This is a genomic window from Flavobacterium chuncheonense, from assembly GCF_042686145.1.
Classification (GTDB): Bacteria; Bacteroidota; Bacteroidia; order Flavobacteriales; family Flavobacteriaceae; genus Flavobacterium; species Flavobacterium chuncheonense.
This window is the reverse complement of the sequence record NZ_JBHUPC010000010.1, coordinates 17,678-41,046: the sequence shown is the minus strand read 5'-3', so window position 1 is coordinate 41,046 and position 23,369 is coordinate 17,678. Positions and strand designations below refer to the sequence as shown.

General features: G+C 33.0%; 25 protein-coding genes, 1 tRNA gene and 1 riboswitch. Of the genes, 15 read left to right on the top strand and 11 right to left on the bottom strand.

Features of this window, described 5'->3' with window-relative positions; genetic code table 11:
- A complete protein-coding gene (locus ACFS5J_RS02115) occupies nt 1-1,911 on the bottom strand; it encodes a transglutaminase domain-containing protein (RefSeq protein WP_379810306.1) in 1,911 nt (636 codons plus the stop codon).
- 113 nt (nt 1,912-2,024) lie between these two features.
- Between ACFS5J_RS02115 and ACFS5J_RS02110 the strand changes: the two genes are divergently transcribed.
- A complete protein-coding gene (locus tag ACFS5J_RS02110; protein WP_379810305.1) occupies nt 2,025-2,981 on the top strand; it encodes an ion channel in 957 nt (318 codons plus the stop codon).
- Between the two features lies 1 nt (nt 2,982).
- On the opposite strand, the gene ACFS5J_RS02105 is transcribed toward ACFS5J_RS02110, so the two are convergent.
- Genes ACFS5J_RS02105 through rmuC form a run of 3 tightly spaced genes read right to left on the bottom strand, consistent with a single transcriptional unit; the run spans nt 2,983 to nt 5,293 of the window.
- Complete coding sequence (locus ACFS5J_RS02105) at nt 2,983-3,528, bottom strand: acyl-CoA thioesterase (RefSeq protein WP_379810304.1); 546 nt, start codon at nt 3,526-3,528, stop codon at nt 2,983-2,985.
- Nucleotides 3,515-3,910 carry a 6-phosphogluconate dehydrogenase gene (locus tag ACFS5J_RS02100; RefSeq protein ID WP_379810303.1) on the bottom strand — a complete coding sequence of 132 codons (396 nt, stop codon included), beginning with the start codon at nt 3,908-3,910 and terminating at the stop codon, nt 3,515-3,517. Before ACFS5J_RS02100 ends, ACFS5J_RS02105 begins: the two co-directional genes overlap by 14 nt.
- An 18-nt stretch (nt 3,911-3,928) precedes the next feature.
- Nucleotides 3,929-5,293 (bottom strand): DNA recombination protein RmuC, encoded by a 1,365-nt coding sequence (rmuC, locus tag ACFS5J_RS02095; protein WP_379810302.1) that lies wholly within the window; start codon nt 5,291-5,293, stop codon nt 3,929-3,931.
- Between the two features lie 97 nt (nt 5,294-5,390).
- Here rmuC and ACFS5J_RS02090 point away from each other — a divergent pair, with 97 nt between their 5' ends.
- Entirely contained in the window at nt 5,391-5,960 is a 570-nt protein-coding gene (locus ACFS5J_RS02090) for a pseudouridine synthase (protein WP_379810301.1), read from the top strand.
- Between the two features lie 37 nt (nt 5,961-5,997).
- Here ACFS5J_RS02090 and ACFS5J_RS02085 read toward each other — a convergent pair whose 3' ends face one another.
- From ACFS5J_RS02085 to ACFS5J_RS02070, 4 genes are read right to left on the bottom strand one after another with little or no spacing between them, the layout of a single operon-like run.
- Nucleotides 5,998-6,759 carry a dienelactone hydrolase family protein gene (locus ACFS5J_RS02085; protein ID WP_379810300.1) on the bottom strand — a complete coding sequence of 254 codons (762 nt, stop codon included), beginning with the start codon at nt 6,757-6,759 and terminating at the stop codon, nt 5,998-6,000.
- Nucleotides 6,760-6,814: 55 nt separating this feature from the next.
- On the bottom strand, nt 6,815-7,594 hold the full coding sequence (locus ACFS5J_RS02080; RefSeq protein ID WP_379810299.1) for an ABC transporter ATP-binding protein: 780 nt from the start codon (nt 7,592-7,594) through the stop codon (nt 6,815-6,817).
- Between the two features lie 2 nt (nt 7,595-7,596).
- Nucleotides 7,597-8,625, bottom strand: coding sequence for an iron chelate uptake ABC transporter family permease subunit (locus ACFS5J_RS02075; RefSeq protein WP_379810705.1), 1,029 nt, complete (start codon nt 8,623-8,625; stop codon nt 7,597-7,599).
- Complete coding sequence (locus tag ACFS5J_RS02070) at nt 8,621-9,757, bottom strand: ABC transporter substrate-binding protein (RefSeq protein ID WP_379810298.1); 1,137 nt, start codon at nt 9,755-9,757, stop codon at nt 8,621-8,623. Before ACFS5J_RS02070 ends, ACFS5J_RS02075 begins: the two co-directional genes overlap by 5 nt.
- An 80-nt stretch (nt 9,758-9,837) precedes the next feature.
- Between ACFS5J_RS02070 and ACFS5J_RS02065 the strand changes: the two genes are divergently transcribed.
- Genes ACFS5J_RS02065 through cobC form a run of 6 tightly spaced genes read left to right on the top strand, consistent with a single transcriptional unit; the run spans nt 9,838 to nt 14,364 of the window.
- Complete coding sequence (locus ACFS5J_RS02065; protein WP_379810297.1) at nt 9,838-10,203, top strand: DUF5522 domain-containing protein; 366 nt, start codon at nt 9,838-9,840, stop codon at nt 10,201-10,203.
- 13 nt (nt 10,204-10,216) lie between these two features.
- On the top strand, nt 10,217-10,723 hold the full coding sequence (locus ACFS5J_RS02060; protein WP_379810296.1) for a bifunctional adenosylcobinamide kinase/adenosylcobinamide-phosphate guanylyltransferase: 507 nt from the start codon (nt 10,217-10,219) through the stop codon (nt 10,721-10,723).
- A 5-nt stretch (nt 10,724-10,728) separates the two neighbouring features.
- The gene (locus ACFS5J_RS02055) at nt 10,729-11,370 is read left to right on the top strand and encodes a Dph6-related ATP pyrophosphatase (RefSeq protein ID WP_379810294.1); all 642 of its coding nucleotides are present in this window, start codon (nt 10,729-10,731) and stop codon (nt 11,368-11,370) included.
- A 25-nt stretch (nt 11,371-11,395) separates the two neighbouring features.
- On the top strand, nt 11,396-13,072 hold the full coding sequence (cobT, locus tag ACFS5J_RS02050; protein ID WP_379810292.1) for a nicotinate-nucleotide--dimethylbenzimidazole phosphoribosyltransferase: 1,677 nt from the start codon (nt 11,396-11,398) through the stop codon (nt 13,070-13,072).
- Between the two features lie 3 nt (nt 13,073-13,075).
- Nucleotides 13,076-13,858, top strand: coding sequence for an adenosylcobinamide-GDP ribazoletransferase (locus tag ACFS5J_RS02045; protein ID WP_379810290.1), 783 nt, complete (start codon nt 13,076-13,078; stop codon nt 13,856-13,858).
- The gene (gene cobC / locus ACFS5J_RS02040) at nt 13,843-14,364 is read left to right on the top strand and encodes an alpha-ribazole phosphatase (RefSeq protein ID WP_379810289.1); all 522 of its coding nucleotides are present in this window, start codon (nt 13,843-13,845) and stop codon (nt 14,362-14,364) included. Before ACFS5J_RS02045 ends, cobC begins: the two co-directional genes overlap by 16 nt.
- Nucleotides 14,365-14,476: 112 nt before the next feature.
- Here the strand turns inward: cobC and ACFS5J_RS02035 are convergent, their stop codons facing one another.
- Nucleotides 14,477-15,340 (bottom strand): T9SS type A sorting domain-containing protein, encoded by an 864-nt coding sequence (locus ACFS5J_RS02035; RefSeq protein WP_379810288.1) that lies wholly within the window; start codon nt 15,338-15,340, stop codon nt 14,477-14,479.
- Nucleotides 15,341-15,378: 38 nt separating this feature from the next.
- Nucleotides 15,379-15,576, top strand: a riboswitch (cobalamin riboswitch).
- 77 nt (nt 15,577-15,653) lie between these two features.
- On the opposite strand from ACFS5J_RS02035, the gene ACFS5J_RS02030 reads away from it, so the two are divergent.
- Complete coding sequence (locus tag ACFS5J_RS02030; protein WP_379810287.1) at nt 15,654-17,573, top strand: TonB-dependent receptor plug domain-containing protein; 1,920 nt, start codon at nt 15,654-15,656, stop codon at nt 17,571-17,573.
- Nucleotides 17,574-17,631: 58 nt separating this feature from the next.
- Here the strand turns inward: ACFS5J_RS02030 and ACFS5J_RS02025 are convergent, their stop codons facing one another.
- On the bottom strand, nt 17,632-19,044 hold the full coding sequence (locus ACFS5J_RS02025) for a S41 family peptidase (protein ID WP_379810286.1): 1,413 nt from the start codon (nt 19,042-19,044) through the stop codon (nt 17,632-17,634).
- A 90-nt stretch (nt 19,045-19,134) separates the two neighbouring features.
- Here ACFS5J_RS02025 and ACFS5J_RS02020 point away from each other — a divergent pair, with 90 nt between their 5' ends.
- The 6 genes from ACFS5J_RS02020 to ACFS5J_RS01995 all read left to right on the top strand — a co-directional run bounded on the left by ACFS5J_RS02020 (nt 19,135) and on the right by ACFS5J_RS01995 (nt 23,186).
- Entirely contained in the window at nt 19,135-19,647 is a 513-nt protein-coding gene (locus ACFS5J_RS02020; protein WP_379810285.1) for an RNA polymerase sigma factor, read from the top strand.
- On the top strand, nt 19,628-20,068 hold the full coding sequence (locus tag ACFS5J_RS02015; protein WP_379810284.1) for a hypothetical protein: 441 nt from the start codon (nt 19,628-19,630) through the stop codon (nt 20,066-20,068). The genes ACFS5J_RS02020 and ACFS5J_RS02015 overlap by 20 nt, the downstream gene beginning before the upstream one ends.
- A gap of 4 nt (nt 20,069-20,072) precedes the next feature.
- On the top strand, nt 20,073-20,600 hold the full coding sequence (locus tag ACFS5J_RS02010; protein WP_379810283.1) for a DUF4252 domain-containing protein: 528 nt from the start codon (nt 20,073-20,075) through the stop codon (nt 20,598-20,600).
- 16 nt (nt 20,601-20,616) lie between these two features.
- Nucleotides 20,617-21,825, top strand: coding sequence for a carboxypeptidase-like regulatory domain-containing protein (locus ACFS5J_RS02005; protein WP_379810282.1), 1,209 nt, complete (start codon nt 20,617-20,619; stop codon nt 21,823-21,825).
- Between the two features lie 2 nt (nt 21,826-21,827).
- The gene (locus tag ACFS5J_RS02000) at nt 21,828-22,355 is read left to right on the top strand and encodes a DUF4252 domain-containing protein (RefSeq protein ID WP_379810281.1); all 528 of its coding nucleotides are present in this window, start codon (nt 21,828-21,830) and stop codon (nt 22,353-22,355) included.
- Nucleotides 22,356-22,436: 81 nt separating this feature from the next.
- Nucleotides 22,437-23,186, top strand: a complete 750-nt coding sequence (locus ACFS5J_RS01995; RefSeq protein WP_379810279.1) for a lipid A phosphoethanolamine transferase — start codon at nt 22,437-22,439, stop codon at nt 23,184-23,186.
- A 91-nt stretch (nt 23,187-23,277) separates the two neighbouring features.
- On the opposite strand, the gene ACFS5J_RS01990 is transcribed toward ACFS5J_RS01995, so the two are convergent.
- Nucleotides 23,278-23,350 (bottom strand) — tRNA-Lys (locus ACFS5J_RS01990).
- Between the last annotated feature and the right edge of the window lie 19 nt (nt 23,351-23,369).

Here is a 23,369-nt window from a genome sequence, read left to right as displayed (position 1 = left end):
TTATTTTTTAGATAAAACAATTTGTTCGGTATATAATTTGTTGATTTCTGCCAAATGTTTGGACCAATTTTCAAAGTTTTGCTTGGTTATAAAGCCTGTTTTAAAATCAAATATTTTATGATAAACAATTTGATTGCCTTTGTTCTCATATGTAATTGTAATGTTATAATCAGAAGTTTCTACCTGAAGGTTTTTAGGCAAAGTAGTTACATGATAATCTTGTGGGATGTCTAATTTTACTAGGATATCTTCAAGTGTTTTATAATGAAAAACAAAATCTTCTTTGCGTTTTGTAAAGTCGTATGATTTGTATTCTTTGTAATAATCCAAATCAACATAAATTTCATCATCAAAACTTGAAACTTGATTTTTAATAGCAACATCAAAGTTGAGATTAAGCTGGGTGTCGCGATTCAGTAAATCTGATGTTTTAATGTTTGAAATAGTATAATTGATGTCATCTAATGTAAGATAGCGCATTATAGCATCTTCTTTTTTGTCATTTTTTATTGTATTGTAATGCTGTAGAAATGAAGTTCTACTTTCACCACTGAAATTTTTTATGACATTCCCTCTCAAAGTTTCACCATCAATATTGTAATGGTAAACTGAAGTTTCAATATTGAATTTTGAATCAACAGATGGAACTTTTTCAATCAAATAGGTATCACCATTTTCTATTAATACTTCTTTCCCTTGAATGCGATTGGCATATTCACTTAATGAGTTGTATTTTTCAGTGGCATCTAAGAATATTTTTTTGTTTCCTTTGATAACCGCACAAATCATATGGTTGTCAACAGAAAGGGATGGGATACTATAGTCGTAAGCAATATGTTTGGTCCCAATCCAACATAAGCGAGCGTCGAAACCAGCTAGTTTTAGCATTTGTTTGGTTAAGTTAGCCATGCCTTTACAATCGCCATATCGTTTGGAGTATACACTCTGCGAGTCGTCTGGTTTGAAGCCCGCAATTCCATCTTCAAAAGCGATATATCGAATGTTGTCTTGAACCCAATAAAAGATATTCTTTATTTTTTCATCATCTGTTTTAGCATTTTTTGTAAGCTCGGTTACTTTTTCAGTAAAAACGGATGTGTCATCATTCATTAGATCAATTAACGATTTGTACCATTGGTATTGATCAGCAGTATTGCCAAACAAATTAATGGTGTTATTTTTATCAGTAAATGATTTTGCAACAAATAAAATATGTGGATAAATGTAACTTGCCCCCGGTTTCATCTGATCTTGCGATATAGGAGGGATGTTTTTTATGATATAAGTAATAGTCGTACTTTCTTCCGATTTACTTTCTTTTTTAGAAATCTCAAAGTTTTCAAAATTGAATTCTTTTATGTCTAAGTCAAACCAATTCGGGATAGTAACCGTTACTTCTTTTTGAATTACAGGAAACTCATCATTAAAATAAATGGTAGTAAAATATTTTACATCCTTTGTCTTTTTCTCTAATTCATAGAGATACGTATAACCTTGAACAGGGAAATCCAATGTAAAGTATTTCACACGGGCATCGTTGTAAAAAAGGTCATCACTTTTGTAAAATTCGTCTTTTGAATTAAAATTGGTAGCTTTATTGTTCTTGTATTTAATGGCAAAAGTATTGATTGATGATTGACTATCGTAAAATTCGTATTTGTGAATGTCTGCGCGGTGATTAATATTGAGTAACTCTTCTTTCACACTGTGGTTTACTTCAACATTGGTTCTGTCGCTAGACTTTTTAAATTCAATTTTCTCAAGACTATTTAAAATAGCAATATCAGAAGTGTTGTATTGCTGTCTGATTTCTTTTGCTTTTTCTATTTCTTGAGGGGATGGATCTACATTTTTTTGCCCCCATAAAGCAATGGATAAACAAAAAAGTGTTACTGTGTATAGTTTTTTCATTCAAATGACTTCAAAAATGGATCGTTAGTTAAAAATCAATTATTTTTATTATAAATTTAAGGTTTTTAGATGATTTATAATAAAAACATTTTCATTTATTTACATACTTCATAATGGGACTTTTTAAGCGTATAGATGTTCAAGCAAAAATCGATAATGAAACGGGTTTTGGTACTACAACTTCCTACTCTGGGAATCGATTGATTCATAAAGATGGTTCGGCTAATGTTAAAAAGAAGGGTATTGGTTTTTTAGAGCATATTAGTTGGTACCATTGGATGCTAACTATTTCCAGTTTGAAATTTTGGTGTATTGTGTTAACTTTTTACTTATTGGTGAATTTAGTTTTCGCTGTGCTTTATTATTCTATTGGTGTAGAAAATTTGAATGGAATTGTAGCAACAACAGAATTGGATAAGTTTGGACAAGCTTTCTTTTTTAGTGTGCAAACTTTTACAACGGTGGGTTATGGTCATATTAATCCAACAGGATTTGTAACCAGTTTTGTATCTTCAATAGAGGCATTAGTAGGTTTATTGACTTTTGCAATTGCTACTGGTTTGTTTTTTGGAAGGTTTAGTAAGCCAAGAGCTTATGTTCGTTTTTCAAAAAAAGCACTTATTGCGCCGTATAAAGATGGACGTGCCTTAATGATAAGAGTGGCGCCTTATAAAAACACCAATTTAATTGATGCAGTTACGCGTTTAACCCTTGGAATTAGTACTGAGGAAGATGGCAAGGCTACCAATAAATTCTATTCTTTGGATTTAGAGTTAGAAAGAATTAATGCATTAACACTTAGTTGGACAATTGTGCATCCTATTACTGAAGATAGTCCTTTGTATCATTTTACTGAAGATGATTTCAAAAGTATAAGAGGGGAATTTGTTGCTTTTTTTAAGACTTTTGATGATATGTACAGTGCCTCTGTTATCAAAAGAACATCGTATACATTTGATGAAATTGTTTATGGAGCAAAGTTTTTACCTATGTTTTCTGCTGATACTAATAAAAAAACAATGCTTTTGCATTTGGATAAACTGAGTGACTATGAAAAGGTGTCACTTTAAACTATTTCAATTTTAAAATAACATTGAAATGGTTTAGCTTTTCTAATGCACTTTCCGATTGATGGTCGAAAATTTCTTCTAGCATTTTATATTTTTTCTTGTGATTGATACGGCGTACACAATCGTAAAAACGTCTTACTTCTTCAAAAGTGCTAAGTTCTAATTTTGGTACGGTGACATTTTCACCTTTTTCATTTTTAGCCACCATGGTAAAGTAACTTGAATTACAATGCTTTTTAGTGCCCGTTTGAATGTTTTCGGCATCAACACGTATACCAACTATCATAGAGCTATTCCCAACATAGTTTACACTCGCTTTCAGAGTCACTAAAGAGCCTATTTCAACAGGATTTAAAAAATCTACAGTATCAACTGAAGCCGTTACACAATAACTACCAGAGTATTTTGAAGCGGAAGCAAATGCAATTTGATCCATCAATTGTAACAAATAGCCACCATGAATTTTTCCACTAAAGTTGGAATGTGAGGGTAACATTAATTCACTTAATGTCACTTTTGATGCCGCTACGGAGTTACTCTTTTTCATCTTCTCCTGCATTTAAAAAATGTGGTGATCTTTCTTTTTCTACTTTCTTTATGAAATAGCGGGTATCTCCCCACCATGAAAAAGTACGGTAACGTTCAACATACTCCACCTTAACATATTTTCCTTGTAGGTCTTTCAATTGTTGAATAATTGCGTCATCTCCATCTTCTACTGAAAAATGAAAAATTTGCGCTCCTGAAATACCTTGACTAATTTCACCTTCCCAAGTTTTCATTACATAACCTTTGTGACTAATTTTAATTAATTCACCAGATCGAACACCTTCACTATAAGGAACATAATAAACAAAGGCCATATAAGCCGATGTTCCAATGATTAAAAACAACAAGGTGTAAAGCAATACTTTTTTGAATTTAGACATAGGATTTAGTTTTTAAAGTTAGCTGTTAATTTCGCTTTCGGTTGCTCTTTTTATAATACTTTCAGGAAGCGCTTTTTTGGCTTTAGCTCCCATTTTTTTCAATTTTTCAGCGCTACGAACAAGATTACCTTTTCCTTCAACAAGCTTGTTCATCGCATTTCCGTATTCCGATTTGGCTTCATCCATTTTCTTACCAATTTTAATCAAATCGGTTACAAAACCTTCAAATTTATCGTATAATGCGCCTGCCTGACGTGCAATTTCAATAGCATTTTCTTGTTGTTTTTGGTTGGTCCACATACTGTCAATAGTACGTAAAGTAGCCAAAAGTGTTGAAGGCGTTACGATGACAATATTTTTTTCGAATGCCTTGTTGTAAAGTGTATTGTCTTCATTTAATGCTAAAGCAAATGCAGGTTCTATAGGAACAAAAAGCAGCACAAAATCGGGACTTTCCATATGGTAAATATCCTGATAGTTTTTGTCGCTTAATTGGTCTACGTGACGTTTTAAAGAATTAACGTGTTCTTTTAAATACGTAGCTTTTAAAGTATCATCTTCCTCGTTTACAAAACGCTCATAAGCGGTAAGTGATACTTTTGAATCGACAATCATTTTTTTACCATCAGGCAAGTTGATAATAACATCGGGTAAAATTCTGTTTCCAGCTTCGTTTGTAAAACTTTGCTGCACTTCATATTCGCGCCCTTTTTCTAATCCTGACTTTTCTAATACGCGTTCTAGCACCAATTCACCCCAATTTCCTTGCATTTTACTGTCACCTTTTAAAGCTTTAGTAAGATTTACGGTTTCCTTACTCATTTGCTCGTTCATCTCACGAAGCCCTAAAATTTGTTGGCGTAAAGCTGCATGATAGTCGATACTCTCTTTGTGTGTGTCATCGACTTTCTTTTCAAACAATTGAATTTTTTCCTGAAGTGGATTCAGGATGTTTTTCATGTTTTCTTTATTTTGTTCCGTGAATTTGGTTGTTTTTTCTTCCAATATTTTATTGGCTAAATTTTCAAATTCTTTGGTGAACTTTTCTTGTAGTTGTTCTACTTCTAGTTTTTGCTCTTTATTACGTTCTAACAAATTGTCAAAATCATTTTCCTTTTTGGCTAAATGAATGGATAAGCTTTCTTTTTCTTTTTGAAGATTTTCTTTTTCAGAAGCAAGTTGATTGAAATTTTTTTCAAACTGATTGCGTTCCTGCTGAAATTGTTGTTTCAGTTGCTCTATTTGGTTCAATAACCCATTAATGCGTTCTTCTAAACCCGAAGTAGTAGATTGTGATTGTGTTTTAGAAAGGAGTTTGCCAAGATAAAATCCTATAGCTAAGGCTACTAAAAATACGGCTAATACTAATAATGTTTGCGACATATAAAATTAATTTCAATTGTAAATTTACGGAAATTAATCAATTTTAAGAATTACAAATAGCATAAATTGAAAAGTGTATTTTTGTGAAAATTTACGTATGCCACACCAACATTTTATATTACACAAACCACATGGTTTTTTAAGTCAGTTTGTTTACGAATTAAAGCGTAAGAAACGTTTGTTGGGGGAGTTGTATCCTTTTCCTGAAGGAACTATGGCAATAGGGCGTTTGGACGAAGATTCTGAGGGATTGTTGCTATTGACTACCGATGGGATGATGAGCGAAATAGTTCGTGGAAAAGCAGTTGAGAAAGAATATTATGCTCAAGTTGATGGACTAATTACCGAAGACGCTTTGCAGCAATTGCGAAATGGAGTTGAAATAGGTTTTAAAGGAATTCGTTATGTAACTCAACCGTGTAAAGCTGAAGCAATTAATAAGTTGCCTTCTTGTATAGGTGTGGGAAGGCGTATTCGAGATGAACGACATGGACCTACGAGTTGGGTATCCATTACAGTAACTGAAGGGAAATTTCGTCAAGTTCGAAAAATGACTGCCGCAGTTGGATTACCAACCTTACGTTTGGTACGTGTTCGTATTGGAAATACAGTTTTAGAGGGTTTAGAAACTGGGGCAGTGAAAGAAGTGGCTTCTTTTGATTTATAATTAAAAACCCATTCTGTACAGAATGGGTTTTACATTTTTAGTTGAAAATTTCATTGAAAAAATCCTGCATGGCAATCCAACTTCTTTTATCGGCCAATTCGTTATAAGCAGCTCCATTACTATTATCGGTGTCCAAATCTTTATGGGTAAAAGCATGAACAGCGTTAGCATAATAGAACATTTGCCAATCTGCTTTTGCAGTACGCATTTCTTCTTGAAAAGCAGTTATGTCTTTTTGTGGAACAAAAGGATCATCTGCTCCGTGAAGGATCAAAACTTTTGGTGTTATCGTCTGAGTTTCTCTTTTAGGATCTTTTCCTAAGCCACCATGAAACGACACTATTCCTTTAATTTTTAAATTGCCACGAGCTGCTTCGATAGCACCTGTGCCGCCAAAGCAATAACCAATAACAGCAATTTCATTTGGATTTGCACCTTGTTTTACTAATTGTTCAATTGCCAATTGGATACGACGCTGGTAATCTAAAAAATTATTTTTGTAGTACCCTGATAGTTTTCCAGCTTGTTCACGGTCTTGTGGATTATTACCCATTCCATAGATGTCTGCTACAAATGCATGGTAACCTAGTTGTGACAATTTTTCAGCTGATTCTTTTGCATGATTGTCAATCCCCATCCAAGCGGGTAAGATAACTACTCCTTTGTTTTTAGAGTTTACCTTTTCAGATTTTGCAAAATAACCTTCTAATTTTTGAGAACCATCAGTGTAGTCTACTTTTTTTAGTTGTGCAAAACCAGTCATAGTCGAAAGGATTAAAATGAATATTACGTTTTTCATAATGCTAAATTTTAGTAAAGTTAGGCATAAAAAAAACGTAAGAAAATAGGTTAAATTATTTTACTTTAAATTTCCCAATTAGAGGATCAAAATAAATCGATTCGTTTTGAAAAAGTAAATTGAAAACACCATCAGCAATCAAGTTACACGGTTGATCTTTTACCAATTTATTGGGTGTTAATACAATCATTTCATCGGACATTTGAATTGCCAAATCAATATCGTGCGTTGAGTACAAAAAAGTTTTTTCAGTTTCGTGAGCTAATTTTTGGAGTAACTTTATCAGTGAAACTTTGTGTAGTAAATCCAAGTGAGTTGTTGGTTCGTCCAAAATAACCAAATTAGTATCTTGTGCTAAGGCTCTTGCAATAAGTGCTTTTTGAAGTTGTCCATCACTTATTTCGTAATGGCGTTTGTGTTGCCAATCTTGAATACCTGTAAGCTCGATAGCTTCTTTTACCTTGGTTTTATCTTCTTCTGTTAGTGTTCCAAGCCAATTGGTATACGGTTGTCTCCCTAACGCAATAATTTCGTAAACGGTTAAATTGCTAGGAGGAAGGCTGTCGGTTAATACGATGCTTAATTCTTGTGCTAACTCTTTTGGAGTGTAAGAATTTAAGTTTTTATCGTTAATATAAATAGAACCTTTTATGGCAGGAATGATTCCCGTAATCGTTTTTAAAAGGGTTGATTTTCCAATACCGTTAGCACCTACCAATGCAATTAGTTTTCCTTTTTCTAAAGTAATATCACTACTTTCAATTATAGTTCGTGCACTAGTTTTGGAGTGATATCCAATAGAAAGGTTTTGGGTATGTAAAATGATGTTTTCCATTGCTATCCTATTTTTCGTTTACGAACCAATAACCAAATTACAACTGGAGCTCCTATAATGGATGTGATGGCATTTATGGGTAAAGTTACATCACTTCCTGGTAATTGTGCAACGATATCACATAGTAATAATGTTATGGCTCCAATTAAAGCAGTACTCCAAAATAAAATAAAGTGATTGCTAGTTTGAAATATTAATTTAGCCATATGCGGCACTGCTAACCCGATGAAAGCAATAGGGCCTACAAAGGCAGTAATACTTCCAGCTAAAAGACTCGTGGCAATTAAAATAATGTAACGTGTGCGTTTGAAATTAATTCCTAAGCTATTCGCATAGCGCTCTCCTAATAATAAGGCATCTAAGGGTTTTATTACCAAAAAGCTTAGCCCTAATCCAATGATTGTGATGATGGTTAAAAAGGTAACGTTGTGCCAACTTAAATTACCCAAACTGCCCATTTGCCAGAAAGTATATTTTTGTAGTTGTTCAGCTGTTGTGAAATAGGATAGAACAGAAACTATAGCACTAGTCAAACTACCAAACATTAATCCTACAATAAGGATAGACATGGTGTCTTTTAAACGTTGCGATACAAATAGTACGGCAAACAAGACTAAGGCACTGCCAATTCCAGAGGCAAAAACTAGTCCGTAAGATGAGGTGAAAATTTGAGATAGTGCAGTAGGAACAATACCAGCTCCTAATAAAACTATAGCTACTCCCAAACTCGCTCCAGAGCTTAATCCTAAAACATAAGGTCCTGCTAATGGATTGCGAAATAAAGTTTGCATCAGCAAACCGCTTATGGATAAAGCAATACCAACTAATACAGCAGTGAAAGCTTTTGGAAGTCTAAAGTTGAGGATTATGTATTCCCATGAAGTTTTAGAAGCTTCATTACCCATTAGACAATTAATGACCTCGTTGAATGGAATTTTAATGGATCCTAAACTAATATTAAGTAGCATAAGAAACAGTAATAAGCCACTTAAAAAGAAAAATAGTATGTAAAGTTTTTTAGTCACTTTAATCTAATTTTTTTGCAAAAGTAAATTGGTAATCGGGTAATAATTCTGGATGAAAAATTTTAATATAATCTTTCAAAACTAAATCGGGTCTACTAGGAGCTGTTTCGTAGTAAATAGTTCCTCCGGTTTCTCCTTTTTGGCTTTCAAAGGAGTAAATTTCCTTATTTTGAAAAGCATCAAATTTTGCATAATGATGGTTTTCTTCTAAAAGTTGTGTTAAGTTTTCTATAGCACCGTTGGTTATCCAAATGTTAGCATGTTGGGCTTTGTCAAAAACAGATTCAAAACTTAAGGCTTCACTACCTACACCTGGAAGGTCTTTCCATAAGTAGTCTGTTTTAGCATCTTTCAAAAACTGAGCAATCCAGCTATTACCTCTAGCCACAAACCATTTGTCTTTATACATTGATCCATACAATACCGTTTGATTGGCTTCTTTTTTATTAACCAGTTCTAAAGCATTGTTGTAATTGGATTCAATGGTTTTAAAAATACTATCGGCTTCTTTTTCTTTTCCTAGTAACAGTCCGTAAAATTTTATCCATTCTGCTTTTCCAAGTGGCGATTGTTCCATCCAATCGGCTTGAAACATTACTTTTAGTCCGTTTTGAGTTAATTTGTTAACCGTTTTATTGGTGTTATCAACCCCAAATGTTACCACTACATCAGGTTGCATGTCAAAAAGTAATTCGATATTTAGATTTTCATTTTGTCCTAAGTCTTTAACAGCACCTTTTGCAATCAAGGCTCTAGTTTTTTGTGATGAGATATAATTTGTATGTGGGAAACCTGTTAGTTTTTCTTCACTCTCAAGCATTTCTAAGAAGGGGATAATAGTGGTTGAAGTAACAACTAACTTTTGTACAGGAACATCTACTGTGATATAATTTTGTAAACTATCAGGAATAACACCATTTTTTTCTTTTAAAACATAGGTAAACGATTGTAAGGCTTCAGGCCATGGATTGATTATTTTTACAATTGAATATCCTTCATATTTATGAATAGAAAATGCTGTAGCATGTTGAATTTGATTTTTTGGAAGCGTAACTACTTTTGGTTGATTTGTAGCTTTTTCTTTACAGCTATTGAGGGTTAAAAAGGCTAAAAAAAGTAACTTAAAAAGCAATTTCATAGGTTCGATTGATTTGCACAAATGTATGAAAAATTATAAGCTTCAATTTTATTAAAGTTTAAAAATGCTATCTTTACCCAATGAATACGGTTAGAGAAAAGACGTGTGTAGTCTGCAAATCAGCGTTTGGATGCGGTAACCAATCGGAAGAAGTAAGATGTTGGTGTAACGAGTTACCACCAATATTTTCATTGGATCAAATTACAGATTGTTTATGTCCGAAATGTTTAAAATTGGCAACTATTCAAAAAATTGAAGAATATGTTGCTACTGTAACTCCAGAAAATAGTCTTACTAACAAAGCAAAAGATTTACCAAAAACAACTCATTTTATTGAAGATATCGATTACTATATCGAAGATGGAAAGTATGTTTTTACCAAATGGTTTCATTTAAAAAGAGGTGAATGTTGTGGTAATGGATGCAGACACTGCCCATACAATTAATTAAAAGAAAAACATGGTTTACTTAATAACAGGAGGAGAACGCTCTGGTAAAAGTGGTTACGGACAAAATTTAGCTTTGTCTTTGTCAAACAATCCAATGTATGTGGCAACAGCCCGCAATTGGGATGGTGATTTTGAAAAGCGAATTGATCGTCATCAAAAAGATAGAGATGAAAACTGGATTAACGTTGAAAAAGAGAAGTACTTAAGTGAAATTGATTTTTCGGGTAAAGTAGCTATGGTAGATTGTGTTACCCTTTGGTTAACTAACTTTTTTGTTGATACCAAGAACGATGTAGAGTTATGTTTGGAACAAGCAAAAAAGGAACTTGACACAGTATTAGAACAAAAAGATATTACCTTGATTATTATTACAAATGAAATAGGGATGGGGGTTCATGCTTCAACTCATATAGGCCGTAAGTTTACAGAGTTACAAGGATGGATGAATCAATATATCGCTCAAAAAGCAGATAAGGTAGTGTTAATGGTTTCAGGTATTCCAGTACCAATTAAATAATATACATGAAAGTATTAAGTTCTTGGAGTGGTGGTAAAGACAGTTGCTTTGCTTTAATGAAAGCAGTAGCCGAAGGGTTGCAACCAGCAGTTTTGTTAAACATGATGAATGAAAATGGTAAAGTGTCTCGTTCTCATGGAATACCACTGCAAATTTTAGAACAACAAGCATTCCAAATTGGAGTTCCATTAATTGGAGTTCCAGCAACTTGGTCACAATACGAAGAGCATTATATTGCAACCTTGCATACAATTAAGGGAAATTATCAAATTGAAGGAGTAGTTTTTGGCGATATTGATCTAGAGGCGCATCGAGAATGGGAGGAGAAAGTTTGTCGAGCAGCAGGTTTAGAAGCCATTCTACCATTGTGGCAACAAAATAGAGTTGCATTGGTAAATCAAATGATTGATGAAGGTATTGAAACAATGATTGTATCTTGTAATCTTGAAATGGGACAAGATTATTTGGGAAAAATAGTAACCAAAGAACTTGCATTAGAATTAGAAGCTAAAGGAATTGATCCCTGCGGTGAAAATGGAGAATTCCATACTTTGGTAGTGAATTGTCCTCTTTTTAAAAGTAGTATTCAATTACCAAGTTATGAAGTTAAAACTTACGATAATTACTGTTTTATCGTTTGGCAATAAACCTAAAAAACTTTGCTGATAGGCTATGAATGACTTATATCAAATAATTTCATCACGACGCGATACGCGGCATTTTACAGCAGAACCTGTACCGGAAAAGGTGTTAGAAAAAGCACTTAAAGCAGGACATTACGCTCCTTCAGTAGGTTTAACAGATGCTACTCGTTATTACATTATTGAGTCTGCAGAAATTAAAAGTCAAATTAAAAAGTTGTTTTTAGCTTATCATGAAAAAGCGGCTTCTGCAACTGATAATACTGCGCAAAAAGCAGCTTATTCCAAACTAAAATTGGAGGCTATTGAAGAAGCGCCCATCGGTATGGTTATAGCTTACGATCGTTCAGTATTAGATTCATTTACTATTGGAACAGTTGGAAGTAACGAAGCGATAAAATTTAGTGCGGTATGTGCTGCTCAGAATATTTGGTTATCACTTACGGAACAGGGTTTTTCTATGGGATGGGTTTCGATTTTAAACTATCACGATTTTAAAGCGATACTAGATATTCCAGAACATATTGAGCCTTTGGGATATTTTTGTATAGGAAAGCCAGCGACTGATTATGGAAATCAACCTATGTTACAGCAACTGAATTGGAGGCAAAAGGCAACAACTCCGAATGTGACAAAGATTACAACGGGGCATATAATTGAGAATATAGAAAAAACTACAAAAGCTCCTTTTTCAGAAAGTAATACCGACTTAAAACAAAAGCTACAATATAAAATTGATCATAAAACAAAACCTGAAGGGGCTTTAGGGATTTTAGAAAAATTAGCACTTCAAATAGGGTTAGTTTTTCAAACGGAATTGCCTAAAATATTAAATCCTCACATTGTTGTTTTTGCAGCAGATCATGGAATTGCCAATCATGGTGTAAGTGCTTATCCGCAAGAAGTGACGCGACAAATGATTACTAATTTTTTAGAAGGAGGAGCCGCAATCAATGTTTTTTGTAATCAAAACCATATTCAACTGGAAATTGTTGATGCTGGGGTAAATTATGATTTTCCTACCAATACAAAATTGATTCATAAAAAGGTTGGAAAAGGAACACAGTCGTTCTTGCATACGGCAGCAATGAGTGCTACAGAGTTAGAGTTGTGTTTGTCATATGGAGCTGAAATAGTGAATGCTATTTATGAAAAAGGTTCAAATTGTGTAGGATTTGGAGAAATGGGAATAGGAAATACATCAACCGCTTCTGTTTTAATGAGTATGTTGACACCATTTTCTATTGCGGAATGTGTAGGCAAAGGGACTGGTGTTGAAAATGAAAAATTAGATAAGAAAATTGCCATTCTTTCTCAAGCTATTTCAAACTATAATGGAAATACTGATTTGGATGAGGTTTTGGTTCATTTTGGAGGATTTGAAATTTTACAGATGGCTGGAGGAATGTTACATGCGTTTGAAAAGAATATGTTGATTTTAGTTGATGGATTTATTTCAAGTGTGGCCTTTTTAATAGCGTTCAAAAAGAATCCAAAGATTAAGGCAAATGCTGTTTTTTGTCATTGTTCAGAAGAAAAAGCGCATAAGTTACTCTTGGAATATTTAGAAGTAGAACCTGTGATGCATTTAAGGATGCGTTTGGGTGAGGGTAGTGGTTGTGCTGTTGCATTTCCCGTAATTCAATCCGCTGTTGCCTTTTTAAATGAAATGTCGAGTTTTGAAAGTGCAGGTGTAAGTAATAAATAAAAGATGAAAAAAGAAGTTGCTATTTTTTTTACGGCCTTGATGTTTTATTCGCGTATTCCGTGTCCAAAAAATATTACCCATGATCCTGATTATCTGAATAAAGCTACACGTTATTTCCCACTAATAGGTTGGATTGTAGGATTAATTTCAGGAACAACTTATTTTTTGATGGCACCATTATTAGGTACTGAAATAGCAGTTGTTTTAAGCATGGTTGCTGGAATTCTGACAACCGGTGCGTTTCACGAAGATGGATTTGCAGATGTTTGTGATGGATTTGGGGGTGGCTGGACCAAAGAAAAGATATTAAAAATAATGAAGGATAGCGCTATAGGTGCATACGGTGCTATTGGAATTCTACTTTTGTTGTTATTAAAGTTTGCAGCGTTAGTTCAACTTCTAGATAATTACGCCTCTTTTTTTGATGTTATAGTAGTATTTATTACAGCTTATGCTATAAGTAGATGGATAGCCTCTACTATTATTTTTACGAGTGAGTATGTGCGTGAAGACGAATTGAGTAAAAGCAAACCTATAGCCAAAGCATATACTTGGCGAGAAGTAGTAGGTACAGGCTTTTTTGGGTTGTTACCATTTGTGTATTTTGTAGCCCAAGATGTAAAATTTAGTATTGCTATATTACCCGTTTTTTTAATTCGTTTGTACATGGAGCGCTATTTTAAAAAATGGATAGGAGGTTACACGGGTGATTGTTTAGGAGCTACTCAACAAGTTTGTGAGGTTGTGTTTTATTTGAGTATTATCGGGATATGGAAGTTTATTTAGTAAGGCATACTGAAACGGTTTGTGAGAAAGGAATTTGCTATGGACAAGCGGATGTATCGATTAACGAACCTTATGAGCCTTTATTTGAAGAAATCAAATTGGCATTACCAAAAGAGACTTTGGTTGTTTCAAGTCCATTACAACGATGTACGCGTTTAGCTCATTATATTACGGGGCAACCCATTAAAACGGATTCTCGTTTGATGGAAATGAATTTTGGTAGTTGGGAATTGCAAAACTGGAATGATATTCCGGAGTTTGAACTCACACCGTGGATGCAAGATTTTGTATCAGTACAGGTGCCAAATGGGGAATCATTTACACAATTGTATCAACGTGTAGTTTCTTTTATCAACGATTTAAAAGCGTTAACAAATGACAAGGTAATCTTGATTACCCATGCAGGTGTGATTAGAAGTTTTTTATGCTATCATCAAAATTTACCTTTAAAAGATGCTTTTCAAAATAAAGTAGCTTTTGGAGAAATAATAAAAATTACAATTTAAAAATATGAATACAGGTTCAAAAGAGTTTATGGCAGCCGTTTATACTATAATTGCATTTCATGTAATTATAGGTTTAATAATCCTTTACCGAAGAACTCGTAAAAAGAAATAGCTACTGCTTGATTATTTTTTTAACGATTTTAGAATTGTTGCTATCTGATATTTCTAGGAAATAAGTGCCTTGTTGTAATGCCGGTAAAGCGGAGTTCATTTCGTTTGTAGAATTAAAAGTGCCAACAAGCTTACCATCTACTGCAAAGATTGCTATTTTAGCGATGTTTTCTTCAGATGAAAAGTTAATCTTCTCTGTGAAAGGATTGGGATAAACTGTGAAATCAGTTGTATTAAATGAAGGGCTATTAAGAAGTTCTATTACTCCAAATAGCTGAACACTGTCAATTACTGTAGTGTAATTTTCTAATGCATTTTTTAAATCATTACAATTTCCCTCAAAAGTAATAATGCTTACTGGTATATTCCAAATTTGTTCAATCATTTCGGTTACTTGATAGTTTTGGAAAATGGTGTTTAAGCCAGCATCATTGGTAATTACAATCCCGTTTGAGTCGTAGCCGACAAAAGTACCAACACCTGAATTAACTAAATTTAAATCTAATGTATCAGCAAAGAAATGAGGTTCACAACAAATACTAACTTTGCTTATAGTAGTGTTATAATTTTCTAAATCGGCTATAAAGCTTGAAATATTGGTTCCGTTATATCTGAAAAATAAAGCATCTTCACCAGTAATTTCTAAATCACCACCATTTCCTAAATAGCAAATATTTACATTGTGGTTTTGAAGAATTGTGTTTAAATAAGCATCAGTAGTTTCATAACCGTAATTATTATAAAAAGGGTATGGGGCAGTCACAATATTTATAGGTGATGTTCCACTAACCAAACGTACTTGTACATCGGTTTGCGCACATATCAAAAACGGAAAAATTAAAAAAAGTAAAGTTTTATAATTCATAAGTAAATTCTTTCCATAAAGTTAATAAAATATTTTTAATTTTGCACCCGAATATCGGTTGTGGTTTAATTTTTTTTAAACTGCATTAAAAGGGAATTAGGTGAAATGCCTAAGCTGTACCCGCAACTGTAAGCTACAAAGCTTGAAGTTATCTACAAAACCACTGTTTGTTTTGCAAATGGGAAGGTAAACTTCAAGACGCAAGCCAGGAGACCTGCCCTATTCACAGAGTAACAAACTTTCGGGAAAAAAAGTTTGAGTATGGGTAAATTCTATGCTTTTCTCCCACATTTTTAAATTTTATTTAAACAAAATGAACATTAAGTTTATTAAGTGGAGTGTGTGTGCAGCATTCTTATCAAGCTTGACTTATGCACAAGAAAAAGAATCTCTTCAAACAACTAATTTAGATGAAGTTGTCGTGTCGGACACTAAATTCGAACAGAAAAAAGAATTGTCGGGTAAAGTAATTGAAAAAATTACAGCTAAAGATTTAGAAGCTAAAAAAGGACAAAGTGTAGCTGCTGTTTTAACACAAGTTGCAGGTGTAGAGGTGAATGGTAGTAATAGTTCTGCCGGTAAAGATTTAGGTGTTTATATTCGTGGTGGAAGAAACAACCAAGTATTAATATTGATTGATGGTGTTCCCGTTTCGGATGCTTCAGGAATTAATATTTCATATGATTTACGTTTATTGCCTGTTGAGCAAGTTGAAAGTATTGAAATCATGAAAGGTGCTTCAAGTACATTGTATGGTTCAGGTGCAGCAACGGCAGTAATTAATATTAAGTTGAAACAAACTACAACAAAAGCTGTTTCGGGAAGTGCTTATTTGAATTTAGGAACACAAAATGTTGCTAAAGAAAATAATTTTGATCCAAAATCGGTAAATCAAGGAGGAGCTATTAATGGAAAATTGTCAAAGTTTAATTATTATGCTTCAGTAAACAGAACTGAGACAACTGGAATTTCAGAGGCTCGCCCAGAATCGGATAATGAATCTTTTGAAAAAGATAATTTTTCAAGAGTGAACTCGATGGTTCGTCTTGGATTTACTCCAAACGACAAATTTAAATTTGATATTACAGGGAACTACGATAAAATAAAATCAGAGTTTGATAGTGGTGCCTTTGCCGATAATGATGAGAATTTTTTCTCATCGGAGCAGTTTAGAGTTGCTTTTTTACCAAAGTATAAATACAGAAAAGGAGAGTTGGTATTAAATGCTGGGGCAAATACTATCACTAGAGATTTATTCAATTATGGAGCTTCAACAATTTACAAATCCAATTCTGTAAATGCCGATTTGTTTAATAAGTACAATTTTACAGATAAGCTTTCATTAATTGTTGGAGGTCAGTTTCAATTTTTTGAAATGTCAAACCAAAGTGAGTATGTTGATATAACAGAAGAGATGGCACACTTTAATATGATTGATCCTTATGCTTCGGTAGTGTATAATTCAGATTTTGGTTTGAATGTGAATTTAGGAGGTCGTTTGAATATACATAACCGTTATGGAAACCAAATGGTTTATAATGTGAATCCTTCGTACACCATTCCTAACACAACTGTTAAATTATTAACGTCTGTAAGTACTGCTTATGTGACGCCAAGTTTATACCAATTGTATTCGAGCTATGGTGATGAAGATTTGACACCAGAAGAAAACATGACAGTTGAAGCAGGTGCTGAAGCAACTTTCTTAGATAAAAAAGTACGTTTGAGTATTGTAGGATATCACCGTGAAGAAAAGAATTCTATCGAGTTTGATTATATGATGTATAATTACTTTACGTATGATGGAAAAATTAAAGTACAAGGTGTTGAGGTAAATGCTGATTACGCAATTTTTGATAATTTACAGTTAAAGACAAACTATACTTTTGCTGAATTGGATACTTTTTCACAAGCATACAATCCAAAGCATAAAGTAAATGCTATTGTGTCTTATGTGTATAAAAAGTTAAGTACGAATGTTTCGTATCAGTTTGTTTCAGAACGTACAGCTGAATATATTGTTTACCCAGCACCCAATTACAATGCTACATTTATGACAGAAACGTTGAATGACTATCAGTTGGTAAATGCTAATATTGGTTATAAAATCTTAAAAGATAAAATGAATTTATTTTTAGCGGTTGATAATATTTTAGATAAAGATTTTGTGCAAACAAGAGGGTATTCAACAAGAGGAAGAAACTTTATGTTTGGTTTAGGATTTAATTTTTAATAATTGATTTGTTCTTTATGAAAAAAGGTTCTGAATTATTTCAGAACCTTTTTTGCTTTTATCTTTCAAGGTACATTTCATTACCCATTGGTTGTAGTGCTTTTCGGTCTTTAAAGCTTTTGAAAATTACAGCAGGTACTTGTGGGATTACTCTACCATTAGCATCAATATAGTTTAAAGCGGTATTCAATAAAGGATCAGATACCTCTCCTAATACCCCTAAGTTGCCAATGTCTTCTATTTGTGTTACATCTGGGGTTAATCCGTTTGTATAATCACTAAAACCATCATTGTTTGCAATTTTCAAAACTATAGGTTGCATTGCATATTTATGACTTGGATTTACATTTTCCTTTTGAAATGTTGGAGAATCATATAGCGTGACTGACCCCACATTTTTTCCAACAGTAACATCCCCTATTTGAGTAACATTAATATAAGATTTTAAACCATTGATAATTAATTCACTTGCAGAAGCGGTGTTTTCTGAAGTTAAAATATAGATACTGTTTAGGTTTAAACTATTGATAGTGTTACCATTTCCAAGTGAAGTGGTAAATCGGTTTAATAAATCTTCTGGGTCGTTACTATTTAAATAGTCCTCAATTTTATAGTTCCATTGTTGTTTAGCGAATACTTGATTGTCAAACTGACCTGTAATCATACTTGCTAAGCGCGTTGCAGTATTAACGGAGCCTCCCGAATTATAGCGTAAGTCCAAAATTAAATGGCTTATGTTTTCATTTTGAAAGTATGCAAATGCATCGTTTAATTCGCTCTCATATTGCGACAAAAAGCCGTTGTACATCAAATAACCTACATTTTTTGTTCCTAATGGGAAGGTTTTGACTAAATGTACAGGGTTTTCAGAAAAAGGTTGTTTGGTTAGTGTAACTGAAGTACCATTAGGAATAAGGGTTCCATTGTTGTAATCGGCAAGGTTTAAAGTATAAGTGTCTTGTCCTAATAAACTTCTATAATTATCAACGGTAAGACTAATCCCATTTACTGCGTAAAAAATATCTCCACGGTAAATATTTTTACCAGAAGCATCTGAGTTGGGTAATACATAACGTACCCAACCAAAGATATCGGTTGAACTTCCATTGTAATAACGCAATTCAAAATCAACTCCGTTGTTTTCTTGAGTACCCGATAGTGCTTGTTCTAAAACGGTGTAATCTGAAAATAACAGACTAAAGCGATCAATTTGGTCATCAACAGTTAAATGGTCAAATAGTGCTCTTGGTGACGTAAAATTGTTTAAAAAAGTTTCATATTCACTGTTGTTGGCAAATCGATTATCAGCTAAATCGGGAGAGTCTTCAAGCCAATAATAGTAAAAGTTTAGACCTTTCCAGATAAAATCGTTCACGGATCCACTTTGTGGATTGTCATCAAAATCATCTGAACAACTTATAATACTTATAAGACTAACGCAAGCTAAAAGTGCATAACATAACTTTTTCATAGTAAATAATTTGGTTTCTAAAATTAAAGTAATTTTATGTTGTAACAAAATTAATTTATATTCGTCTTGATTGTAAACGGATACTTTAAGATGCAACAGCAGCAATTTATAAATATTATTAATCCTTTTAAAGATAAGTTATTTCGTTTTGCAAAACGGATGTTAGCAAGTACAGAGGAAGCTGAAGATGCAACGCAGGAGGTATTGGTACGATTGTGGAATAAAAAGGAAGTCCTAGAAGATTATAAAAGTGTTGAAGCACTAGCCATGACCATGACAAAGAATTATTGTTTGGATCAATTGAAATCAAAAAGGGCATCGAATTTGCAATTGGTGCATAGTAATTATAGTGATGTTACAAATCTTTCCAAACAATTGGAAGATAGTGATAGTTTAAATTGGGTGAGTAAAATTATAGATGCTTTACCGGAACAACAAAAGTTAATCATTCAAATGCGTGATGTAGATGAATTTGAATTTAATGAAATAGCCGAAGTGCTGGGTATGAATGAAACTGCGGTTCGAGTAGCATTATCGAGAGCGCGAAAAACAATAAGAGAAAAATTAATTGCGAAACACAATTATGGAATTAAAACAAGTTGAGATACTGTTAGAAAAATATTTTGAAGGAGAAACAAGCCTTTCCGAAGAAAAACAATTAAAGGCCTATTTTACTTCGGATAATATTGCAACACATTTGGAGCAATACAAACCGTTGTTTGTTTCTTTTCAAGAGCAAAAGGAAATACAATTCACAAAATCCCTTCCATTACAACCTAGAAAGCAGAAAAATGTAAAATGGATTGGTATAGCAGCAGGATTTGTAGTTCTATTTGGAATTGCTACGTTTTATAACAAACATTATGTTGAATCTGATTTAGGAACTTTTGAAGATCCTCAAGAGGCTTTTATAGCGACTCAAAAGGCATTGGAGCTAGTTTCGGAACAAGTTAATTATGGTGTTGAAGGTGTGGCGGTTTTACAAGAGTTTGAACAATCAAAAAACAAAATTTTTAAAAAATAAAATCATGAAAAAAATAGCGTTAAGTATAGTTTTTACAATTTTTACAACTTTCCTTTTTGCGCAAAGTCCATTTGATAAATACGAAGGAAATGATAAAGTACAAACTGTAGTGGTTACTAAAAAAATGTTTTCTTTAATGAGTAATATTGAAGTTGATGCAAAAGGAAGCGAGAAGCAATTTTTAGATTTAGCCAAAAAGTTAGATAATTTAAAGGTTTTTATGACGGACAATAAATCAACGGCTAATGAGATGAAAGCTACAGTGAATAGTTATTTAAAGTCAAATCCTTTGGATGAGTTAATGCGTATCAACAACGAAGGGAAAAAAGTGAATATTTATGTAAAGTCTGGTGCTTCTGAAAATATAGTGAAAGAATTATTGATGTTTATTGAATCTCCAAATTCAGGAGATAGTCAAGCTATAGTTTTGTCTTTGACAGGTAATTTTAACCTGGACGAGATTTCTGCTTTAACTGATAAAATGAATTTGCCTGGAGGAGATGAGTTGAAAAAAGCTTCAAAAAAGAAATAATCTTTTAAATTGAATTATGAAACATTTTTTCTGGTTACTATTGCTCAGTTGTTTTTCATTTTTTGGACAAACTACAATTCAAGGTAAAATTATTGATGCAGCTACTTTAGAACCACTCCCATATGTGAATGTTTTTTCTTTAGAAATTCGACAAGGGGTGTATACAAATGAAGATGGTATTTTTCGTTTTGAGATTATGCCCGGTTTAAAAGAGGTAACTATAAGTTGTTTGGGGTATAAAACTTTAGTTGTACCTGTTGGGACTTTTCAAAATGGAGAAAAAGTAATACCATTAGAATTGGATGAATATTTGCTTGATGAGGTAATCTTGACTAGTAAGCCATTACATGAAATCATGTCGGAGTTGATAGATAATTCTAAACAACGATTAGCGCAAAACGTTAAGTTGGAGACCTATTTCCGAGAGTTTTTAATTATCAATAATCAATATTCAAAGTTTTGTGATGGGTTAGTTGATTATTATATCAAACCCAAGCGTAAGGATAAAGTTAAACCTTACGTAATTGTCGATCAAAGTCGCGCTTTTGAATTGACGGCAGCAGATAAAATAGAGTCGAATGGTAAAATGGATATGTCGGCTGTAAACTCATTATCGGATTTTAAAAATAAAGCAAATGATTTTTTTAATCTTGATATTATCGAGAATTATTTGACAAAAGCAAAGGATTCTGAGAAATATGATTTTGAAATGCGCAGTCAAGTGAGTAGTGATGGTAGAACTTTAGAAAAAATTATCATTAAGCCCTTGAAAACAGTGCAGCAACAGCTGATTGAAGGTGAGATTGTTTATGACGCAAAAGATAGAATTATTTTGGATGTTGATTTAAAAACAGCAGCATCACACAGTCAGTATGCAGAACTGCGCAGTATGCTGCTTTTCAAGTTTAAAATTTATGATTTGCAATTAAAAATGTCTTTCTTAAAGGAAGGGGAAAAGTATATTCCGAATTATAAAAAGGAAATTTTTGATTTCTATGTTAAGTTTGGAAAACAAATAAATGATCGATTTAAAGTGGTTAACGATTTGTTAGTGAATCATTATTATGATTTCAATATTAATATACCTGAAGAGGAAGATTTGTATCAAAAGAAATCGATTTATGAAAATGGTATGAACTATACTTCTGAATATTGGAATACCAATATGGCGATGCCGTTGTCTAGCAAAGAGGAGAAAATATTAAAAACATTGCAAAACTTATAGTTATGAAAAAATATATTGTTTTAATAGCTGCAATTTTAATAGCAAGTTGTAGTAGTAAACCTAGTTTACAAAAGTACATTGTTGAAAGGTCAGAATCGCCAGGTTTTGTGGTTTTGGATTTAGGTTCGAGTATTATTAATACTGATAAGGTTGCTTTGTCCGTAGCCGATAAAGAAGCGTTAGAATCATTTGAGAAATTAAATGTTTTGGTTTTTAAGAAAGATACTTTGAATGAAAATAAGTTTGATGATGAAAGTGCAAAAGTAAAAACCATTTTAAATGATGAAGCATATCAAGAATTAATTAAATATGGAGGGGCTGACAAAAGTGCTATTGTTTACTTTGTAGGAAACGAGAATGCGATTGATGAGTTTGTACTTTACGCGGCTCAAAGAGAAACAGGTTTCGCAATTGTAAGGGTAATAGGGGATAATATGAACCCGAATCAAGTGTTGAGGTTAGTTAGCTTACTCCAAAAGTCAAAGTTTGATTTTGAGCAATTAAAACCGCTTCAAGATATTTTAAAATAGAGAGTCCCGAAAGGGACTTATTTATTTTTAAAGTGTTGTTATTGTATATAATTTAGTAAATTAGAGTGTAATTTGCTAGTTATGAATAGAATATATGTCTTTTTGGTTTTGTTATTGCTATTTCATAAAGTGTTAATAGCTCAAGAATCCGATACACTTAAAAAGGTATTTGATGCGCCTAAATACAATTTTTTCAATCGAACAATTTTGGTGTTTAATGAATATCTTGATACTGATTCAGGATCATACAATACTACTGATATCCGATTATTATTGCCAGTTGGAAATAAAGCTTGGAACCTTCGATTGGATGCTCCAATTGTTTCGACAAATAGTTCAGATAATAATAAAACAGGATTGGGTGATTTAGCGGTTTCAATTGCTTATATACCGGTGTTGAATGATCATAACGGATTGTGTGTTCGTGCTAAGGTTGTTGGGAATACTGCTACAAATTCAGCTTTTGGTAGTGGGAAATGGACTTTTATTCCAACTCTTTTTTATGGACATTTCTTTGATGATGCTAAAAAATGGTTGTTAATTTCCCTTTTAGAATATCAAGTAAGTTTTGCAGGGGATGCTAATAGAAATGATATTAATACTACGTTATTTGAGAATGCCTTATACTTCAATTTTAGCAAAAATTGGATAGCAACTGATGTGGCTTTTCGTTACAATGCAACTATTGAAGGTTTTCAAAATAATGCTTACTTAGAGTTTGGTCGAAAGTTAAGTAAATTCAATTGGGTTTACATTCATCCAAGTGTAGGTTTTGGTAAAGATCGTTCTTATGATATCGGGATTGAAGTGGGGATTTTAGCTTTTTTCTAATTTGATTAGTGGTCCTCTGATAGATACTAAAGAATAAAATATTAAAGTTGTATCAAATAAAAAAGGTTAAGCTGAAGCTTAACCTTTTTTGTGACCTGGCTGGGGCTCGAACCCAGGACCCCATCATTAAAAGTGATGTGCTCTACCAACTGAGCTACCAAGTCGATGCTTTTAAAGCTATGT

Excerpts from the sequence above, each read along its gene's own strand:
- ACFS5J_RS02055 (WP_379810294.1), top strand. The coding sequence starts at position 10,729 with ATGAAAGTATTAAGTTCTTGGAGTGGTGGTAAAGACAGTTGCTTTGCT.
- ACFS5J_RS02015 (WP_379810284.1), top strand. The coding sequence starts at position 19,628 with ATGGAATTAAAACAAGTTGAGATACTGTTAGAAAAATATTTTGAAGGA.
- rmuC (WP_379810302.1), bottom strand. The coding sequence starts at position 5,293 with ATGTCGCAAACATTATTAGTATTAGCCGTATTTTTAGTAGCCTTAGCT.
- ACFS5J_RS02090 (WP_379810301.1), top strand. The coding sequence starts at position 5,391 with ATGCCACACCAACATTTTATATTACACAAACCACATGGTTTTTTAAGT.
- ACFS5J_RS02020 (WP_379810285.1), top strand. The coding sequence starts at position 19,135 with ATGCAACAGCAGCAATTTATAAATATTATTAATCCTTTTAAAGATAAG.
- cobC (WP_379810289.1), top strand. The coding sequence starts at position 13,843 with ATGGAAGTTTATTTAGTAAGGCATACTGAAACGGTTTGTGAGAAAGGA.
- ACFS5J_RS02035 (WP_379810288.1), bottom strand. The coding sequence starts at position 15,340 with ATGAATTATAAAACTTTACTTTTTTTAATTTTTCCGTTTTTGATATGT.
- cobT (WP_379810292.1), top strand. The coding sequence starts at position 11,396 with ATGAATGACTTATATCAAATAATTTCATCACGACGCGATACGCGGCAT.
- ACFS5J_RS02105 (WP_379810304.1), bottom strand. The coding sequence starts at position 3,528 with ATGAAAAAGAGTAACTCCGTAGCGGCATCAAAAGTGACATTAAGTGAA.
- ACFS5J_RS02065 (WP_379810297.1), top strand. The coding sequence starts at position 9,838 with ATGAATACGGTTAGAGAAAAGACGTGTGTAGTCTGCAAATCAGCGTTT.
- ACFS5J_RS02115 (WP_379810306.1), bottom strand. The coding sequence starts at position 1,911 with ATGAAAAAACTATACACAGTAACACTTTTTTGTTTATCCATTGCTTTA.
- ACFS5J_RS02025 (WP_379810286.1), bottom strand. The coding sequence starts at position 19,044 with ATGAAAAAGTTATGTTATGCACTTTTAGCTTGCGTTAGTCTTATAAGT.
- ACFS5J_RS02085 (WP_379810300.1), bottom strand. The coding sequence starts at position 6,759 with ATGAAAAACGTAATATTCATTTTAATCCTTTCGACTATGACTGGTTTT.
- ACFS5J_RS02000 (WP_379810281.1), top strand. The coding sequence starts at position 21,828 with ATGAAAAAATATATTGTTTTAATAGCTGCAATTTTAATAGCAAGTTGT.
- ACFS5J_RS01995 (WP_379810279.1), top strand. The coding sequence starts at position 22,437 with ATGAATAGAATATATGTCTTTTTGGTTTTGTTATTGCTATTTCATAAA.
- ACFS5J_RS02030 (WP_379810287.1), top strand. The coding sequence starts at position 15,654 with ATGAACATTAAGTTTATTAAGTGGAGTGTGTGTGCAGCATTCTTATCA.
- ACFS5J_RS02080 (WP_379810299.1), bottom strand. The coding sequence starts at position 7,594 with ATGGAAAACATCATTTTACATACCCAAAACCTTTCTATTGGATATCAC.
- ACFS5J_RS02005 (WP_379810282.1), top strand. The coding sequence starts at position 20,617 with ATGAAACATTTTTTCTGGTTACTATTGCTCAGTTGTTTTTCATTTTTT.
- ACFS5J_RS02045 (WP_379810290.1), top strand. The coding sequence starts at position 13,076 with ATGAAAAAAGAAGTTGCTATTTTTTTTACGGCCTTGATGTTTTATTCG.
- ACFS5J_RS02100 (WP_379810303.1), bottom strand. The coding sequence starts at position 3,910 with ATGTCTAAATTCAAAAAAGTATTGCTTTACACCTTGTTGTTTTTAATC.
- ACFS5J_RS02060 (WP_379810296.1), top strand. The coding sequence starts at position 10,217 with ATGGTTTACTTAATAACAGGAGGAGAACGCTCTGGTAAAAGTGGTTAC.
- ACFS5J_RS02110 (WP_379810305.1), top strand. The coding sequence starts at position 2,025 with ATGGGACTTTTTAAGCGTATAGATGTTCAAGCAAAAATCGATAATGAA.
- ACFS5J_RS02010 (WP_379810283.1), top strand. The coding sequence starts at position 20,073 with ATGAAAAAAATAGCGTTAAGTATAGTTTTTACAATTTTTACAACTTTC.
- ACFS5J_RS02070 (WP_379810298.1), bottom strand. The coding sequence starts at position 9,757 with ATGAAATTGCTTTTTAAGTTACTTTTTTTAGCCTTTTTAACCCTCAAT.